Origin of the sequence: Rhodococcus phenolicus (genome assembly GCF_001646785.1) — a bacterium.
In the GTDB taxonomy this organism is placed as follows: Bacteria; Actinomycetota; Actinomycetes; order Mycobacteriales; family Mycobacteriaceae; genus Rhodococcus; species Rhodococcus phenolicus.
The window spans coordinates 1-15,427 of record NZ_LRRH01000035.1; the positions used below are offsets into that span (position 1 = coordinate 1).

Consider the following 15,427-nt stretch of genomic DNA (forward strand, 5'->3'; position numbering starts at 1 on the left):
TCACATCGGGGTCAAGATCGCCGCCGCGCTCGGCGCCGAGGTCACCGTGCTCGGGCATTCCCTGTCGAAGAAGGACGACGGCCTGCGGTTCGGTGCCGTCGACTACCGTGCGACGAGCGATCCCGCCGTGTTCAAGGAACTGCGCAGCCGGTTCGACCTGATCCTCAACACAGTCTCGGTCAACCTCGACATGGATCGGTACCTGTCGCTGCTGCGGCTGAACGGCGCCCTCGTCGAACTGGGCCTGCCGGAACATCCCCTCACCCTGCGCGCGTTCAGCCTCGGGGCCAACAACCGCGCGCTGGCCGGATCCAACGTCGGTGGCATCGGGGAAACCCAGGAGATGCTGGACTTCTGCGCGGAGCACGGTATCGGCGCGGAGATCGAACTGATCGGCGCCGAGCAGATCAACGACGCCTACGATCGGGTGGTCGCGAGCGAGGTGCGCTACCGCTTCGTCATCGACGCTGCGACGATCTGAGGCTCCGCACCGGCCGTTGTCAGAACTGGTCGCCGAGCTGCTCACGCAGCTGGGCCAGGGTCTTGGTGAGCAGGCGGGACACGTGCATCTGGGAGACCCCGACCCGGTCGGCGATCTGCGTCTGCGTCATGTTCCCGAAGAACCGGAGCAGCACCACCGTGCGTTCACGTTCGGGCAGGGCCTCCAGCAGCGGGCGCAGCGTTTCGTGGTTCTCGACCTCGGACAGGGCGGAGTCGTACTCGCCGAGCGTGTCGGCGAGGGTGACGCCGTGCCCGCCGGAATCGGTCTGGGCGCTGCGGTCGACCGACACGGTCTGGTAGGCGTTGCCCGCGACCAGGCCCTCGGCGACCTCCTCGCGGTCCAGGCCCAGTTCGGTGGCCAGCTCCGCGACCGTCGGCGCCCGCCCGAGCCGCTGCGACAGTTCGCCGGTCGCCTTGTTCAGGGCGATGTGGAGTTCCTTCATGCGGCGCGGCACCCGCACCGCCCAGCCGGTGTCGCGGAAGTGCCGACGGACCTCTCCCATGATCGTGGGGACCGCGAACGACACGAAATCCGACCCGCGCTCCGGATCGAAGCGGTCCACGGCGTTGACCAGCCCGAGCCGCGCGACCTGCACGAGATCGTCGAACGTCTCGCCGCGTCCGTCGAAGCGGCGCGCGATGTGTTCGGCGAGGGGGAGGCAGCGCTCGACGATCTTCTCGCGCAGGGCAGCGTGGGCCGGGTCGTCCACGCTGTGGGACTCGATCTCGGTGAACAGTGCGAGGACGTCGGCGTATTCGTCGGGGTCGCGCCTGTGCCCGGTCACCGAGCGGCACTCCCTTCGGTGACCGACAGATCGATGGTGGTGACGCTGCCGGCCGGGGTGTCGTCGACGCGCACGTCGACGGAGTCGGCAAGGGAGTTGAGGACGTGCCAGCCGAACGTGCGGGCGGAAGTCGTGGACGAGGGGCGGGTGCCGGCCGACACGCTGATGCGCAGGGCGGGTGCGATCGCCTGGAACCGGCAGGTCACGTCGGTCCCGTCGACGGCGCTCATGATCAGGCGCGTGGCGGCTTCGTCGAGGGCGAGCTTCACATCGGCGACCGTGTCGAGATCGAAGTCGTGCTGCAGTGCGATCGCGGCGGCGACAGCTCTCAGCACGGGGAGCTGTCCCGGGTCGGCGCGGACGCGCAGTTCCACGATGGGATGCGTGTGTGCGCGGTCCGAGTCGATCGAAGCGGTCGTCGCCATGGGTCCGGGCCCTTCCAGTCGGATTCTCGGGCGGTGGCCGGGTCGACGTGAGCCGGTACCGCCCGTTCGAGCGCAGAATACCCAAGTAGGCCGCGTATGAATCGCGACCGCGAAAGGTGGATTCGCATGAGCGCAGAGGGGGGATTCGCATGAGCGCAGAGGATGGACAGCAGCAGGAGACCGCGGCCGTCTTCACGAGGCTCGCCGGAATCGTGTACGGCCCCGAGGACTACGAGCAGATGTGTACCGCACTGTGCATTGCCGCCCAGATGCTCGTACCCGGTTGCGACCGTGCCAGTCTCATGCTGCGCCGGGGGTCGACGATCCGCACCGTCGCGGCCGGCGACGACGTGGCCCGCCGCATCGACGCCGCCGAACGTGAGCTGGGCGAGGGCCCGTGCCTGGACGTGCTGCACAACGACACCGCCGAACTCGATGCGGACCTGGCCGTCCGGACCCGCTGGCCTGCCCTGACGAAGTGGATTCTCGAATCCACCCCGGTCCGCGGGGCGGCGGGATTCCGCCTGCTCGTCGAAGGGGCGGATGTCGCGGCCCTCAACATCTTCTCCGACACACCGGGCGCGCTGACCGAGGACTCCCTCGATGCGGGTGCGGTGCTCGCGGCGTTCGCGTCGGTGGCGTTGACCGCCCGGGCGCATCGGGAGCAAGCGCAAACCCTGCGTCTCGGCCTCGAGAGCAACCGCGAGATCGGGAAGGCGATCGGACTGCTCATGGCGCTGCACGAGGTGCCCGAGGACGACGCGTTCACGTTGCTCCGGGAGGCGTCCCAGCGGATGAATCTGCGATTGTCGGATGTCGCGAAACAGGTGGTCGAAACGCTGAAGAAAACGGACGGGCCGTCCGAATCGTGAGATTTCGGTGTCTTCCGTTGAGCGCGGTGGCCCCCTGACGTAGGCTGAGTCCGGGTTGAGCACACAGCCTGGACCCGGAAGCATCGCGGGAGCGGGCATCCGTGGCGGGCGCCCACTTTCTGCGGTCCTTCCCATCGATTCGATGGGAGTGTCATGACTGTTGTTCCCAATTTTCGCGCCGCTACACGTTGGGGTGCCCGCGTGGGCGTGCCGGACGAGACGTCCGCCGGTGCGCGTTTCAGGACCGAGCGGATCAGCGGTGACGTGATGCGCGTCGGCGTGCAGGGCGAAATCGACCTGCTCAATGCTCCCGCGTTGCGGCGTTACGCCAGTGCGCGGCTGCGTCCGTCCGCACGGCTGGTGCTCGACCTGTCCGAAATCGAATTCATCGGGTCCGCAGGGCTTTCGGTGTTCGAAGGACTCGACGCGAGGGCCCACCAGTGCGACGCGCGGTGGGTCCTCGTCGGCAACCGCCCGGTGCAGCGGCTGTTGCTCGCTGCGGGGGAGACCCGGCTGCATCTGCATTCCTCGCTCGAGAGCGCGATGGGAGCGCTCCGGCTCTCGGCGTAGATCGAAGGAGTCACCCTCGTCGGCCGGACACCGGACGGCGAGGGTGACTCGTTTCATGGGGCACCCGGTTCCCGACGACGAAGCAGAAGAACAGGGGGAGTCCCGCCGACACTCCGACCAGGCACATGGCGAGCGCGACCCACAGTGCACGACCGGTGGTGATCCAGCCGGTGCCGAAGGCGGCCAGCAGCAGGACCAGGGCCGAGATCAGCACGTCGAGCCACGCGAACGCACCCAGCCGGGTCGCGGTGATCTCGTCCACGATCTGCGCGGTGTCGAGGCCGTGCTCGATCAGGAACGGAACCAGCGCGGCGTACGGAACGACGACACCGACAACCGTCAGTGCAGCGAACGCGATCGCGAGATGTTTCTCCTGCACGGTGCTGCCCTTCCGGTGACGACGTTCACTGGGTCGGTGCCGCTGTGGTCTCGCGGACATTCTCGACCACGGTCCGCATGCGTGAGAGGAATTCGTCGATCGCGGCGATCTGCTCGGGGGAGAAGGAATCGAGGACACCGACTGCCCGGCCGATGAGGGGGCCGAAGAAATCCCACCCGAGCCGTTCGGCGGACTCGGTGACCTGCAAGCGCACACGCCGGCGATCCTGCGCGTCGCGTTCCCTCGAGATCAGGCCGCTCTTCTCCAGGCGGTCGACGAGAGCCGTGGTCGACGCAGAGTTCAGTCCGAGTTGCCGTCCCAGCCATCCCGGCGTCGCGATCGTCCCGGCGCGGGCGGCGTCGAGCAGCGCGATCAGTGCACGTACGTCGGTGGCGTGCAGGCCGTGCAGGCGGGCGAACTCGGAGCCGAACAGATTCAGCTGCACCACGAGCTCACGCAGGCCGTGAACCATCGCCTGATGTCGGTTGTCCTCCGTGCCCGGCATCGCTGCTCCTCCGGCTCGACGTAATTACCTCGCCAGTCTACTATCTCGATCATCGAGATACTTTTCTGGCGGAGGTTGCAATGTCCCAGCCGACGATCGAAGAATTCGCGAACACCGCGGGCGGCGCCGCGTTCTACCGCGCCTACGACACGATCCTGGCCCGGTGGCCGGACGGCACCACATCGTTCGACGTCGAATCCCGCCACGGCAGGACCCGGATCAACGCGTACGGCCCGCCGGACGCGCCGCCCGTCGTTCTGCTCCCCGGCGGGGGTGCGACCTCGACGGCCTGGTTCGCCAACGTCGCGGCGCTCGGCGCGCGGCACCGCGTCCACGCCGTCGACATTCTCGGAGACGCCGGACGCAGCGTCGTCGGACCGCGGCCGCCGCGCGACGTCGACGACCTGCTCGACTGGTTCCTCGCTGTCGTCGACGGCCTCGGCCTGGAGACCTTCGCCGCCGTGGGCCACTCGTACGGAGCGATGATCGCGCTCGCCGCGGCTCTGCGCTTCCCTGAACGATTCGGCAAACTCGTTCTGCTCGACCCGAATTCGTGCTTCGCGGGGATGAGGCCCGGCTATCTGCTCCACGCGTTGCCGGTCCTGCTGCGACCGAACGAAGATCGCGAACGCGCCTTCGTCGCGTGGGAAACCGGAGGTCGCGGACCGGACGAGGAGTGGCTGGATCTTCTCGCGCTCGCCGCGACATTTCCGACCTCGAAGACGATCGTCCCGAAGCGGCCGCCCGCGAGGGCGTTCCGCGACTTCCACGTCGCGACCACGGTGATCCTCGCCCGCGACAGCAAGGTTCACGACAGCACGCGGGTCGAACGCGCGGTCCGGCAGGTCCTGCCGGACGCGCGGACGGTCGTGCTCGACGATGCCACGCACCACACGCTTCCCCTGCACCCGGCCGACGCGGTGAACGCCGCTCTCCTCGAGGGCCTCGGTACGGCCTGACCTGCGGTCACGCCTCTTGGGGTTTTCCGGGGCGGCCCAGCGGGTATGTCCTCGAAAACCCGATTCGATCGGAGGTTCGACATGGATGCGCTGGGCTGGATCGTGCTGGCAATCGTGATCGTCGTCGTCGTGCTGCTGGTGGCGTGGTTGCTGACCAGGCGGCGGACGCAACATCGCCGCGCCGAAGCGGCACATCTTCGCGCGCAGGTCGCCGAACGCGCACCGATCGCCGAACAGCGTGCGGCGATCGCGGACGAGACCGCCGCCAAGGCCCGCCGGGCCGCCGCGGAGGCGTCCGAGAAGCAGGCCGAGGCGAACCGCCTGGAGAACCGCGCCAAGGTACAGCAGGAAGAGGCCCGCTCGACCCGCAGTGCGCTGGACGATCAGCGTGAGCGCGCCGACCGGCTCGATCCCGACACCCGGCCGGATTCCGACACCGATGTGCGGGCTGCGGAGACCGCGGGGCCGGAGGTTCGGGAACCTCGGGCACCGCAGCGGGACCTGCGCACCGATCAGGGCGGCGAGACGGATCGCGAGGGCCGGCACTCCCTCTGAGGGCGCAGCTCGCACCGGGCCGGGACCGTGCAGATCCAGCGGTCCCGCCCGGAGTCGTATCTGGCCACGCCCAGTTCGGCGAATCGATCGAGCCACCCGCGCATCGGCCACCAGCCCCATCTGCGGTGGAAAAGTGTTGCGTTGGTGACGATGTCGTGTGCGTGCTCGACGGGGGGATCGGACACCGGGTGGTGCTGGTGGAATGCGTGGGCGCCCCCGACCCAGGCGAGGTCCACGCCGGACCGGGCTACCGTGCAACCGAAATCGGTGTCCTCCCCGCCGTAGCCGGTGTACTCGGTGCAGAAGCCGCCGAGCCGCTGCCACGTCACAGCCCTCACTGCGAACGACAGGGACCAGAACAGATCGTGGTCTCGTGACGGAAGGACGGCGTCCTCGTCCGGGATCGGACGCGCCGGATGAGGATCGACCATCGCGGGCAGCCGGTTCAGGTCGTATCCGCCCACCGGCGGTGGCGGGAGGTACGTGACCGGCCCGCACAACAACGCCTCCCGGTAGCGATCGTCGCCCGCAACGTTCTCGTAGCGCCGCACCAGTGCGCGTCCGGGAATGCAGTCGACGTCGAGGAACACGAGCAACTCCGCGCCGAGTTCCAGGGCGCGGTCGGCTCCGAGGTTCCGGGCAGCCGCGAGCGGCAGGGGCCCGTCGTCGTGGGGCAGGAACACGGTGCAGGCATCGCTGCCCGCTCGCGTGACCGTCGATTCGATCTCCCGGTCGCCCATAGCGACGACGACATGGCCGTCGGGACGCCGATCGCCGTCCCGCAGCCCCCGCACCTGCAGCTCCAGATGGCGGTGCCGCCGGGCTGCGATGGTGACCACCCAGATCCTCATACGCGGGTCCTTCCGTCGGCGACCTCCTCGATCGCCGCTGCTGCCCGCGCCGCGGCGCCGTCTGTGCACCACAGGTCCCAGCGATCCGGGTCGGACCGGCGGGCACGGTCGAGCAACCCGGGCCAGGCATGCGGCTCCGGCCATGCCGTCAGGGCTACGGCGAGGCCCGCGTGGCCGAGGGCGGTGACGGTGGCGCACTGCTCGTCGAACGGCCGCTGCTCGGCGACGAGCACGGCCGGCCGCCGAGCCGCGGCGATGTCGGCAACGGTGTTCTGCCCACCGTGACCGATGACGATCCCCGCGCGGCACAGTGCAGGCCAGGGGTCGTCCACCCACTCGCGTCCGGCGACACCGAGGCCTTCCCACGCGAAGCGCGGATCGCATGCGGTGTAGGATTCGAGGTCGGCCGCCGTGAGGGACGACCCTCCGCTGCCACCGAGAACCAGTACCGTGTCCTCGCCGGACCCGGTCGCCGGCGACGAGGATCGGCCGTCGAAACGGCTGATGCCGCCGACGTAGTTGACCCGATCACGGAAGGGCTGCAGCCAGTCCGGTTCGTACATCGCCCGGGGCCACGCGGCGACGATCCGGTCCGACATCCGGTAGGCGAGCTGATGCGGTGCGTCGCTGCGGTTTCCGGGCATCGCGACGGTGACCACCGGGATGCCGAACAGTCGCGCCGTCAGCGTGACCTCGACGGACACGTCCACGACGATCGCGGTGGGCCGTGCCCGTTCGATCCACGCGGCGAGTGCCGCCTGGCGGCACCGCAAGCCGGGATCGAGCCGGGGAACCCAGTGCAACGTTCCGTGCGCGGTCGGGTCCTGCGTGGTCCGCGCGGCGTCGTCGCGGGGAAGGACGACGGTGTCGGCGAACACGCCGCCCGGGTCGGGAACCGGTTCGGAGCTCAGAGCGGTGACCGGGGTGCGCAGATGCGCGCAGATCGCAGCGGCGCGGGAACGGTGGCCGTGGCCGTGGTGGTGGATGTAGTAGCCGATCATCCGATCACTTCCGCTGGGCGACATGGGGTTCGGAGGAGTTGTCGATACAGGTCGAGGTAGGCGGTGACCATGGCCTGCTCGGAACAGCACGACTGCGCCCGCGCGCGGGCGGCCTCGCGGGAGAGCGTCGCTGCGACCGGCACGGCGTCCGCCATCGCGGCGGTGTCATCGTCGGGGACGAGGACCCCGCAGTCGGGTGTGAGGAGTTCGGGGATCGCTCCGCGGGCGAACGCCACCACCGGCGTTCCGCAGGCCAGTGCCTCGGCGACGACCAGCCCGTAGGGCTCGTCCCAGCACGGGGTCACCAGGACCGCGGCCGACCGGCCGACCTCCGCGGCGAGGTCGGCGCGGTCCAGATGACCGAGATGGATCACGTCGTCGCCGAGATGAGGTGCGATCTTCTCGTCGAAATAGGATGGGGCGCAGACCGGTCCGGCGATCCGGAGGGTCCGGCCCGCCCGGCGCGCCGCTTCGATGGCCAGGTGTGCGCCCTTCTCCGGCACCAGGCGACCGAACCACATCAGGTCCGTACCGCCCGGCCCGCGCGGCCACCCCTCCAGGTTCACACCGTTGTGGATGACGGTGGCCGGTGTCCCGAGTGCGGGACGCCACGCCGCGGCGGTGTGACGACTCACCGCAACGAACGTGGCAGGGCAACCGCCGGGTGCTGCCAGCGCGGATTCGATCCACGGCGTGGGGGGTGTGTGCAGCGTGCACACCACCGGAGTACCGAGCGTGTGGGCCATCGCCACCGGCAGGTAGTGGAGGCTGTGGTTGTGGATCACGTCGAACCGCCCCGACAGCGGGCCGGCCAGTTGCAGCATCAACGACAGATACGCGTGGTGGTCGGCCAGGAACGTCTCCGACACCATCGACTCGTCGGCCCGCGCCGCGGCACTCGGTTCGAAGGCGTGCACATCGAGGAGCGACGCGTGCAGTCCCGGGTCCGAGCCTTCCCCCGCGAACAGGGTCACACGGTGCCCGGCACCGGTGAGAGCGCGGGCCAGATGCCAGATGTGTGCCTCGAGCCCGCCGGCGAACGGCTCGCGAATGGGAAACCGGTTGGACGCGATCAGGGCGATCCGCAACGATTCGGTGTTCACGACCGCGCCCGTTCCTGCAGTGCCCGTTCGTAGAGTTCCCGGTGGTTGCGCGCGATGTCCCGGCGCTGGGCGAGCCTGCTCTCCCACTCGGCTCGGGGCAGGCGGTTCCTGCGGTGGTACAGATCGCGGATGCTGCGGTCGAGCGAACCGGGATCGAAACGGTGCTCGTCGAACTCGAAGACCGCGCACGTCTGCTGCTGTCCGTAGAACCCGCAGCTGGGCGCGGCGACCGCGGTTCCCAGATCGTGGCAGGCCTCGAGCCATCCCGAGTGCGTGCCGAAACGGTAGGGCAGAACCGAGACGGTGAGCGACGACAGATACCGCCACAGTTCGTCGTCGGAGAAGTAGGGATGGACGCGCACCTCGACGCCGGGACGGTCCGCGAATGCGGCCAGCGCGGCCCCGGTCCCCGGCGCGTACCAATGATTGTCCGGATCGAAGATCTCGTCGTGCACGTCGATGCGCAACACCGACCCGGGCAGTGAACCGACAGTTTCCGAGAGTGTTTCGACGACCGGGAGTACGTCCATGTTCGCGCGCAGGCTCTTGGCATGCACGCCGACGACGAACCTGTCCTGCGCCGGGCGTGGCCGATCGAACCATTCCTTCTCCACGACGTGCGGATGCGGCACGACCGTGGCGCTCCGGCCCCATTCCGCCTCGATCCGTGCCGCTGCCCCGGGTGTGAGGGTGATCAGCTCGGCGGCGGCGCGGACGAGAACCTCGAGTTGCTTGTCGTGCGCACCCGGAGCGTCGTGATGTGGATTGCGAAGATCGTGCACCGTGTACACCAGCGGGATCCGATGTTCGTCGAGTTCGGCGACGATGTCCTCGAGCTGGGCGGGCTCGATCGCGTCGAATCCGAAATGAACGTGGAAGACGTCGAACTCGGCGTGATGATCCGTGATCCAGCCGGGCTCGAGCATCAGCGGAGGCCACCATCCACCGGGGACCGTGCGGCCGTCCGCCGGCACCGGATCGGCCATCCGCGACACACCGTCGTCGGCCGGGTCCGCCAGGTGGCGGACGTAGACGTGCGAGGCAGGCACCGACGCAACACGAATGGAGCGCAACACAGTTCACTCTCTTCCCACGAGATCGGCCGTAGGGACGGTGTCCGGCCGGGGCGACGGCGCCCGGGTACCCGGGGCCACCGTCGGCCACACCCGGCAGCCGGGGAAGCCGAGATCGCCGAACGGTTTCCGACGCGGCGGACCGGGCTACCCGCCACAGGAGCAACCCGAAGGGAGGAAGCTCATGACAACGAGTCAGCGGGACGTGATCGAGGTCCTCACCCACGACCATCGCGAAGTGGAGCGGATGTTCGCAGAACTCGAGGCACTCCACGGCATCGGAACCGACGAGGCGCGGCAACGGCGCCGGGACCTCACCGACCAGGTCACCATCGAGCTGGTCCGGCATTCGGTCGCCGAGGAGGCCGACGTGTATCCGGCGGTGAAGAAGAAGGTCAGTGAGAGCGAGGCCGAACACGCCAAGGAGGAACACGCCGAGGCCGAGAAGACCATGAAGCGGCTCGAAGGGCTGAAGCCGGACGAGCCGGAGTTCGAAGCACAGCTCGCGTTGCTGATGCACGAGGTCCGCGAACACGTCGCCGAGGAGGAAGGCCAGATCTTCCCGCACATGCGCAGCGTCTTCACCGAGGACGAACTGGTGGATCTCGGCAGGAAGGTGGAGTCGACGAAGAAGCTGGCACCGACGCGGCCGCACCCGTCGGCCCCGGACGAACCACCGGGCGACAAGATTCTCGGCCCGATCACGGGTCTGCTCGACCGCATGCGGGATGCGGTGACCAGGCGCGGCACCGAACGATGAGTTCGGTGGCGGTCGAGGAGGGAGGTGCTACCGGGTGCCGCACGGACTCGGCAGCGGTACCCGAACCGCCGCGGTCCGCGAGCTGACGGGCGGCGTGAGTCCTACGGACCGGATTCGGTGGGGACCTCCGCACGATCCTCGCGCGGCACGGTCCGATCCACGGTCATGAGGAAGTGGTCGAACTCGTTGCGCCACGTGTCCGGAACCCTCGGTCCGGTCCCGCCGGTGACGGCGTCGACGATCCGCTGTGCCAGCGCCCGGAGCTTGATGTTCGTTTCCTGGGACCGCCACGTGAGGATCTCGAATGCATGATCGGCGGAGATTCCATACGCCAGCATCAGGACGCCTTTGGCCTGTTCGATGACGGCGCGGGACAGGGCGAATGTGGACAGCGCTTCGTCGACGTTCTCGCGGATGTCGTCCGCGTAGCTCTCCGTGAGGTCGACGTAGAACCCGGACGTGCCGATGACCGTGCTGTGGTCGTCGAGGAGTTCGTCGCCGACCACGACGACCTGTTTGACGTTGCCCCCGGTGTCGATGATCCGGTGCCGGCTGCTGAACGGTCGGTTGCTCGTGCGCTGCGATTCGAGCATCTCGGCGACCTGCGGGAGATCGTCCGGATGCTTGTGGGACAGAACCCGTTCGGTCGTCAAGCGCATGATGCCGGACTCGTACCCGTGCATCCTGGCCACCGCGTCGGACCACTCCCACTCGTCGGTGGCGACGACGTAGCGGAAGCTGCCCACCCGCTGCGGCCTGTCGGGCCGCGACTCGTCCGCGGCGCGGGGGCCCGTGGGGGAATCGGTCATCACTCGATTATGCCGTGAGCGACGCACGCGCGAGTCCGCACCCCGGCGTCGGGTGTGTCGGGAATGTCCCCCCTGTGGTTCGAGCCGGCCGGCCACTCGAACCGACCCCGGCGCAGGCCCGCAAAACCGACCGCGCGGTTGAGAAACCCGGCCGCGGGGTATCCCTGTTCGCACTACATGCGGCGGTGCGGCTCAGGAGGTATCGGTGTTGCGTTGGCGTCGGGGCATGGTCGCGGGAGCGGTGGTGGTGTCCTTGTCGTGCGGGTGCTCGGGCATGCCCGGCGGAACGGAAGGCGACCTCTCGAGGGCAGCGGCGGATGCGGCGTCGGCGACCGCGTCGGCGCAATTGGGCCTGTCCCTGGTCGCGGCCCATCGCACCACCGGCAACCACGCCGACGTCGTGCTCGACGACGCCCTCGAGGCGGTGCTCACCTCCTACAGCGCGGCGGCCACCGCCGAGACGTCGTCGGAGGACGAGGCAGCGCACCGTGATGTGCTGCTCGGCTACCTGGAGGACGCGGCGTCCGCGCTCGGGAGGGCACGCGGGCACGTCGCCGGTGTGCCCGGCTCCCCGGACGCGCCGGCCCTCGACGGGGAACTCGCCCGCCTCACCGACTCGCTGTCGGCGTTCGGTGAGGGGGCCAGGTGACGAAACTGTTCGCCGTCGCCCTCGGCGTCCTGACCGCGATCGGCGGATTCCTCGACATCGGGGACCTGGTCACCAACGCCGTCGTCGGCTCCCGCTTCGGGCTGAGCCTGGTCTGGGTGGTCGTATTGGGGGTCGGCGGAATCTGCCTGTACGCCAACATGGCCGGACGGGTCGCCGCGGTCAGTGGGCGCGCGACGTTCGAGATCATCCGCGAGCGTCTCGGTCCGCGCTCGGCGCTGGCGAACCTGGCCGCGTCGTTCCTCATCAATCTCATGACCCTCACCGCCGAGGTCGGCGGCATCGCGCTGGCTCTGCAGCTCGCGTCCGGAATCGGTCCGATGATGTGGCTGCCGGTCGCGGCATTCGCCGTGTGGCTCGTGATCTGGCGGGTGCGTTTCGGCCTCATGGAGAACGCCACAGGACTGGCCGGACTGTGCCTGATCGTGTTCGGCGTTGCGCTGTTTCTGCTCGGACCCGATTGGGGGGAGCTGGGGGAACAGATTCTCGCCCCGGCGATCCCCGAATCGGAGTCGACCGCGGTGTACTGGTTCTATGCGGTGGCGTTGTTCGGTGCGGCGATGACGCCCTACGAGGTGTTCTTCTTCTCCTCGGGTGCGCGGGAGGAGAAATGGACCGTCGAAGATCTGGGCAAGTCCCGGCTCAACGTGCTCGTCGGTTTTCCGCTCGGCGGGGTCCTGTCGGTGTGCGTGGCCGCGTGCGCCGCGGTCGTGCTGCTTCCGCAGAGTATCGGTGTCGAGTCCCTGTCCCAGATCGTGCTGCCCGTGGCGGAGGCCGGCGGTCGCCTGGCGGTGGCGTTCGCGATCGTCGGCATCGTCGCCGCGACCTTCGGTGCGGCCCTCGAGACGACCCTGTCCAGCGGCTACACGCTCGCGCAGTTCTTCGGGTGGCGGTGGGGCAAGTTCCGGGCCCCGGCCGACGCCGCCCGCTTCCACCTGGTGATGATCATTTCGTTGCTCCTGGGCCTCGCGATACTCGTCACCGGAGTAGATCCCATTCTGGTGACCGAGGTTTCGGTGGTGTTCTCGGCGGTGGCGCTGCCACTGACCTACATTCCGATCCTCATCGTCGCCAACGACCCCGAATACATGGGTGAGCACGTCAACGGCCGGCTCGTCAACGCCTTCGCGCTGGCCTACGTGCCCGTGATCCTGGTGGCCTCGGCCGCCGCCATACCACTGCTGATCATGACGGGAGCGGGCGCATGACCGAATCCGACGCACTGCCTGCGCTGCCGGTCGAGGGCCGGGTTCTGGACGCGCGGTTGCATCTGCTGGACCGGCTCGTAGTCGACGTCGACGGTCTTCCGGTCACCACCGTCGACGATCTGGAACTCGGCGGTGTCGAGCCGGGCCGGGAAATCCCGGCCGCAGCGGCTCCGCCACGGGTGGAAGCGATCCTGAGCGGCAACGCGCTGCCCACCCGCATCTTCGGGGGGAAACCCCCGGACTCACGCCTGGATCGCGTCGAATGGAGCGACGTGGACTGCGTCGATGTCGCGGTGCACCTGAGGGTGCACGGCGAGGACCTGGACCATCTGTGGGTCGAGCGGTGGGTGCGCGATCACCTCATCCGGCGGATTCCGGGAGGTCGTCGTGCGGCTCGGTGAGATCGTCGGGGCACAGGCACGGGACGGCGCCGGGCATCGTCTGGGCACGGTCGTCGACGTCCGGTTCACTCAGCAGGAGGGCTCCGCCCCGGCGTTGGTGGCGCTGCTGATCAGTCCCCGGTCGTCCGGATCGTTCCTCGGATACGAACGGAAATCGGTCGACGCACCGGCGCTGATCGCACGCTATCTGCGGTGGCGGCACCGGGGCGCGTTCCTGGTCCGGTGGACCGATGTGCGGCGCGTCGGGGACGGGTGGGTCGAGGTGCGTGACGGTTACCGGAGGTTCGCAGCCGCGCTGCCGTGAGCGGACCTGCGCGCAGCCGGTTCTACCCTTGCTGGCGCGGCCCCGAACGCTTGGCGATCACGAACACGACGACGCCGATGAGGATGAGGATTGCGATCAGTTCCATGAGGGGCGGGTACCCGGTGGCGAAGAATCGAACCAGCATCGAACGGGTACCCGAAGGGCATGAGCGGAGATCGCAAGGACCAGGGGAAGGCGCCGTTGCTCGACGCGCTCGCCGACTACCGGCGGCAGGACCGCTACGGCTTCAGTCCGCCCGGGCATCGCCAGGGCCGTGGCGTCGACCCACGTGCACTGGCTGTGCTCGGTGACGCCTACCGGTCGGATGTGTTGTCCACCGGAGGGCTCGACGACCGGCTCGCGCGCAACGAGTATCTGTCGGACGCCGAGGATCTGATGGCCGAAGCCGTGGGCGCCGAACACACGTTCTTCTCGACGTGCGGTAGCTCGCTGTCGGTGAAGGCGGCGATGATGGCGGTGGCCGGGCACGGCGGCGGGGGTGGTGGCGCAGGTGGACTCCTGCTCGGCCGGGACTGCCACAAATCCGTCGTGGGGGGTCTGATCTTCGGTGGTATCCAGCCGCGGTGGATCACCCCCCAATGGGATGCCGAGCGGCACATGTCGCACCCGCCGTCGCCGGAGCAGATCCGGGAAGGCTGGGAAAAGCACCCGGACGCGGCAGGAGCCTTGATCGTCTCGCCCAGTCCGTACGGGACGTGTGCGGACATCGAGGGCATCGCAGAGATCTGTCACGAGCGGGGCAAGCCGCTCATCGTCGACGAGGCATGGGGTGCACACCTACCGTTCCACGACGATCTGCCCACCTGGGCGATGAATGCCGGCGCCGACGTCTGTGTGGTCAGCGTCCACAAGATGGGAGCCGGATTCGAACAGGGTTCGGTCTTCCATACGCAGGGCGATCTCATCGACTTCGACCACCTGTCGACGTGCGCCGACCTGCTGATGACGACGAGCCCGAACGTGCTCGTCTACAGCGGCATCGACGCGTGGCGCCGGCAGATGGTCGAGCACGGCGAGAAACTCCTGGGCGACGCGCTGGAATTGAGCGGGCAACTGCGCGAACGACTTTCGCAGATTCCCGGGCTGCTGGTCCTCGAGGACGAGCTACTCGGCCACGAAGCCTCACACGATCTGGACCGCCTCCAGATCCTCGTCGACGTCAGTGAGACCGGAGCCTCCGGGTACCAATTCGCGGACTGGATCCGTGAGCACTGCCGGGTGGACATGGGTCTGTCCGACCACCGCCGCATCATGGCCACGATGTCCATGGCGGACGGCCCCGACACCGGCGACCGGCTGATCAGGGCGTTCGAAGACTGCGCGGCCGCGGCGGACGGATTCGACCCGCCCCCGCCGATCCGGCTGCCCTCACCCGACGAACTGCAGCTCGAATCGCGGATGTCGCCCCGGGAGGCGTTCTTCGCCCCGAAGATCGAGGACGTGCCCGCCGCCCAGGCATCCGGACGGATCTCGGCCGAAATGCTGACGCCCTATCCGCCCGGCATCCCGGTGGTCGTGCCCGGGGAACTGCTCGACGACGCCGTCGTCGACTACCTGCGCAGCGGCCTCGCGGCGGGGATGGCCGTGCCCGACGCCACCGATCCGAAACTCGACACGTTCCGGGTGGTCGCGCAGTAGGTGGCCGCGCAGCGGAACGGCCGGGTGACCGGGTGTGGGT

21 protein-coding genes are annotated in these 15,427 nt (G+C 68.8%); 11 read left to right on the plus strand and 10 right to left on the minus strand.

Annotated features, from left to right (window positions below; translation table 11 throughout):
* Positions 1-481, plus strand: a 481-nt coding sequence (locus tag A8G15_RS10795) for a zinc-binding dehydrogenase (protein WP_156665335.1), incomplete at its 5' end; no start/stop codon positions are given.
* Between the two features lie 19 nt (positions 482-500).
* Here A8G15_RS10795 and A8G15_RS10800 read toward each other — a convergent pair.
* Positions 501-1,286: a SigB/SigF/SigG family RNA polymerase sigma factor gene (locus tag A8G15_RS10800; protein ID WP_068158942.1), complete on the minus strand. Its 786-nt coding sequence runs from the start codon at positions 1,284-1,286 to the stop codon at positions 501-503.
* Positions 1,283-1,711 carry an ATP-binding protein gene (locus A8G15_RS10805; protein ID WP_068158944.1) on the minus strand — a complete coding sequence of 143 codons (429 nt, stop codon included), beginning with the start codon at positions 1,709-1,711 and terminating at the stop codon, positions 1,283-1,285. The genes A8G15_RS10800 and A8G15_RS10805 overlap by 4 nt, the downstream gene beginning before the upstream one ends.
* A gap of 149 nt (positions 1,712-1,860) precedes the next feature.
* Here A8G15_RS10805 and A8G15_RS10810 point away from each other — a divergent pair, with 149 nt between their 5' ends.
* Both A8G15_RS10810 and A8G15_RS10815 read left to right on the plus strand, forming a co-directional pair.
* Entirely contained in the window at positions 1,861-2,583 is a 723-nt protein-coding gene (locus A8G15_RS10810) for a GAF and ANTAR domain-containing protein (protein WP_068158946.1), read from the plus strand.
* 201 nt (positions 2,584-2,784) lie between these two features.
* Positions 2,785-3,153, plus strand: coding sequence for an STAS domain-containing protein (locus tag A8G15_RS10815; protein ID WP_245687795.1), 369 nt, complete (start codon positions 2,785-2,787; stop codon positions 3,151-3,153).
* 10 nt (positions 3,154-3,163) lie between these two features.
* Here the strand turns inward: A8G15_RS10815 and A8G15_RS10820 are convergent, their stop codons facing one another.
* Both A8G15_RS10820 and A8G15_RS10825 read right to left on the minus strand, forming a co-directional pair.
* Positions 3,164-3,532 (minus strand): DUF2834 domain-containing protein, encoded by a 369-nt coding sequence (locus A8G15_RS10820; RefSeq protein WP_068158947.1) that lies wholly within the window; start codon positions 3,530-3,532, stop codon positions 3,164-3,166.
* A 25-nt stretch (positions 3,533-3,557) separates the two neighbouring features.
* The gene (locus A8G15_RS10825) at positions 3,558-4,037 is read right to left on the minus strand and encodes a MarR family winged helix-turn-helix transcriptional regulator (RefSeq protein WP_068158949.1); all 480 of its coding nucleotides are present in this window, start codon (positions 4,035-4,037) and stop codon (positions 3,558-3,560) included.
* A gap of 80 nt (positions 4,038-4,117) precedes the next feature.
* On the opposite strand from A8G15_RS10825, the gene A8G15_RS10830 reads away from it, so the two are divergent.
* Both A8G15_RS10830 and A8G15_RS10835 read left to right on the plus strand, forming a co-directional pair.
* The gene (locus tag A8G15_RS10830; protein WP_068158951.1) at positions 4,118-4,996 is read left to right on the plus strand and encodes an alpha/beta fold hydrolase; all 879 of its coding nucleotides are present in this window, start codon (positions 4,118-4,120) and stop codon (positions 4,994-4,996) included.
* Positions 4,997-5,077: 81 nt separating this feature from the next.
* Positions 5,078-5,551 carry a hypothetical protein gene (locus A8G15_RS10835; protein WP_068158953.1) on the plus strand — a complete coding sequence of 158 codons (474 nt, stop codon included), beginning with the start codon at positions 5,078-5,080 and terminating at the stop codon, positions 5,549-5,551.
* Here A8G15_RS10835 and A8G15_RS10840 read toward each other — a convergent pair.
* From A8G15_RS10840 to A8G15_RS31770, 4 genes are read right to left on the minus strand one after another with little or no spacing between them, the layout of a single operon-like run.
* Entirely contained in the window at positions 5,509-6,402 is an 894-nt protein-coding gene (locus A8G15_RS10840; RefSeq protein ID WP_068158954.1) for a glycosyltransferase family 2 protein, read from the minus strand. The genes A8G15_RS10835 and A8G15_RS10840 overlap by 43 nt on opposite strands.
* Positions 6,399-7,403: a glycosyltransferase family protein gene (locus A8G15_RS10845; protein ID WP_068158955.1), complete on the minus strand. Its 1,005-nt coding sequence runs from the start codon at positions 7,401-7,403 to the stop codon at positions 6,399-6,401. The genes A8G15_RS10840 and A8G15_RS10845 overlap by 4 nt, the downstream gene beginning before the upstream one ends.
* Positions 7,400-8,506, minus strand: a complete 1,107-nt coding sequence (locus A8G15_RS10850) for a glycosyltransferase family 4 protein (RefSeq protein ID WP_068158957.1) — start codon at positions 8,504-8,506, stop codon at positions 7,400-7,402. Before A8G15_RS10850 ends, A8G15_RS10845 begins: the two co-directional genes overlap by 4 nt.
* Positions 8,503-9,555 (minus strand): glycosyltransferase family protein, encoded by a 1,053-nt coding sequence (locus A8G15_RS31770; RefSeq protein WP_068159085.1) that lies wholly within the window; start codon positions 9,553-9,555, stop codon positions 8,503-8,505. The genes A8G15_RS10850 and A8G15_RS31770 overlap by 4 nt, the downstream gene beginning before the upstream one ends.
* Before the next feature lie 208 nt (positions 9,556-9,763).
* Here A8G15_RS31770 and A8G15_RS10860 point away from each other — a divergent pair, with 208 nt between their 5' ends.
* A complete protein-coding gene (locus tag A8G15_RS10860) occupies positions 9,764-10,339 on the plus strand; it encodes a hemerythrin domain-containing protein (RefSeq protein ID WP_068158959.1) in 576 nt (191 codons plus the stop codon).
* A 101-nt stretch (positions 10,340-10,440) separates the two neighbouring features.
* Here A8G15_RS10860 and A8G15_RS10865 read toward each other — a convergent pair whose 3' ends face one another.
* A complete protein-coding gene (locus tag A8G15_RS10865; protein ID WP_068158961.1) occupies positions 10,441-11,148 on the minus strand; it encodes a PAS and ANTAR domain-containing protein in 708 nt (235 codons plus the stop codon).
* Positions 11,149-11,353: 205 nt separating this feature from the next.
* Here A8G15_RS10865 and A8G15_RS10870 point away from each other — a divergent pair, with 205 nt between their 5' ends.
* Genes A8G15_RS10870 through A8G15_RS10885 form a run of 4 tightly spaced genes read left to right on the plus strand, consistent with a single transcriptional unit; the run spans position 11,354 to position 13,728 of the window.
* The gene (locus A8G15_RS10870; RefSeq protein WP_245687796.1) at positions 11,354-11,797 is read left to right on the plus strand and encodes a hypothetical protein; all 444 of its coding nucleotides are present in this window, start codon (positions 11,354-11,356) and stop codon (positions 11,795-11,797) included.
* A complete protein-coding gene (locus tag A8G15_RS10875) occupies positions 11,794-13,023 on the plus strand; it encodes an NRAMP family divalent metal transporter (protein WP_068158965.1) in 1,230 nt (409 codons plus the stop codon). The genes A8G15_RS10870 and A8G15_RS10875 overlap by 4 nt, the downstream gene beginning before the upstream one ends.
* Positions 13,020-13,424 carry a hypothetical protein gene (locus A8G15_RS10880; protein ID WP_068158967.1) on the plus strand — a complete coding sequence of 135 codons (405 nt, stop codon included), beginning with the start codon at positions 13,020-13,022 and terminating at the stop codon, positions 13,422-13,424. The genes A8G15_RS10875 and A8G15_RS10880 overlap by 4 nt, the downstream gene beginning before the upstream one ends.
* Positions 13,411-13,728, plus strand: a complete 318-nt coding sequence (locus A8G15_RS10885) for a hypothetical protein (protein ID WP_068158969.1) — start codon at positions 13,411-13,413, stop codon at positions 13,726-13,728. The genes A8G15_RS10880 and A8G15_RS10885 overlap by 14 nt, the downstream gene beginning before the upstream one ends.
* A gap of 22 nt (positions 13,729-13,750) precedes the next feature.
* Here the strand turns inward: A8G15_RS10885 and A8G15_RS32220 are convergent, their stop codons facing one another.
* Positions 13,751-13,873: a hypothetical protein gene (locus A8G15_RS32220; RefSeq protein WP_281180624.1), complete on the minus strand. Its 123-nt coding sequence runs from the start codon at positions 13,871-13,873 to the stop codon at positions 13,751-13,753.
* A 20-nt stretch (positions 13,874-13,893) separates the two neighbouring features.
* On the opposite strand from A8G15_RS32220, the gene A8G15_RS10890 reads away from it, so the two are divergent.
* Entirely contained in the window at positions 13,894-15,387 is a 1,494-nt protein-coding gene (locus tag A8G15_RS10890) for an aminotransferase class I/II-fold pyridoxal phosphate-dependent enzyme (protein ID WP_068158971.1), read from the plus strand.
* The last annotated feature ends 40 nt before the right edge of the window (positions 15,388-15,427 follow it).

Coding starts and splice junctions, on each gene's coding strand:
- A8G15_RS10860 (WP_068158959.1), top strand. CDS start 9,764: ATGACAACGAGTCAGCGGGACGTGATCGAGGTCCTCACCCACGACCAT.
- A8G15_RS10865 (WP_068158961.1), bottom strand. CDS start 11,148: ATGACCGATTCCCCCACGGGCCCCCGCGCCGCGGACGAGTCGCGGCCC.
- A8G15_RS10835 (WP_068158953.1), top strand. CDS start 5,078: ATGGATGCGCTGGGCTGGATCGTGCTGGCAATCGTGATCGTCGTCGTC.
- A8G15_RS10805 (WP_068158944.1), bottom strand. CDS start 1,711: ATGGCGACGACCGCTTCGATCGACTCGGACCGCGCACACACGCATCCC.
- A8G15_RS10890 (WP_068158971.1), top strand. CDS start 13,894: ATGAGCGGAGATCGCAAGGACCAGGGGAAGGCGCCGTTGCTCGACGCG.
- A8G15_RS10880 (WP_068158967.1), top strand. CDS start 13,020: ATGACCGAATCCGACGCACTGCCTGCGCTGCCGGTCGAGGGCCGGGTT.
- A8G15_RS10830 (WP_068158951.1), top strand. CDS start 4,118: ATGTCCCAGCCGACGATCGAAGAATTCGCGAACACCGCGGGCGGCGCC.
- A8G15_RS10825 (WP_068158949.1), bottom strand. CDS start 4,037: ATGCCGGGCACGGAGGACAACCGACATCAGGCGATGGTTCACGGCCTG.
- A8G15_RS10810 (WP_068158946.1), top strand. CDS start 1,861: ATGAGCGCAGAGGATGGACAGCAGCAGGAGACCGCGGCCGTCTTCACG.
- A8G15_RS10845 (WP_068158955.1), bottom strand. CDS start 7,403: ATGATCGGCTACTACATCCACCACCACGGCCACGGCCACCGTTCCCGC.
- A8G15_RS32220 (WP_281180624.1), bottom strand. CDS start 13,873: ATGCTGGTTCGATTCTTCGCCACCGGGTACCCGCCCCTCATGGAACTG.
- A8G15_RS10840 (WP_068158954.1), bottom strand. CDS start 6,402: ATGAGGATCTGGGTGGTCACCATCGCAGCCCGGCGGCACCGCCATCTG.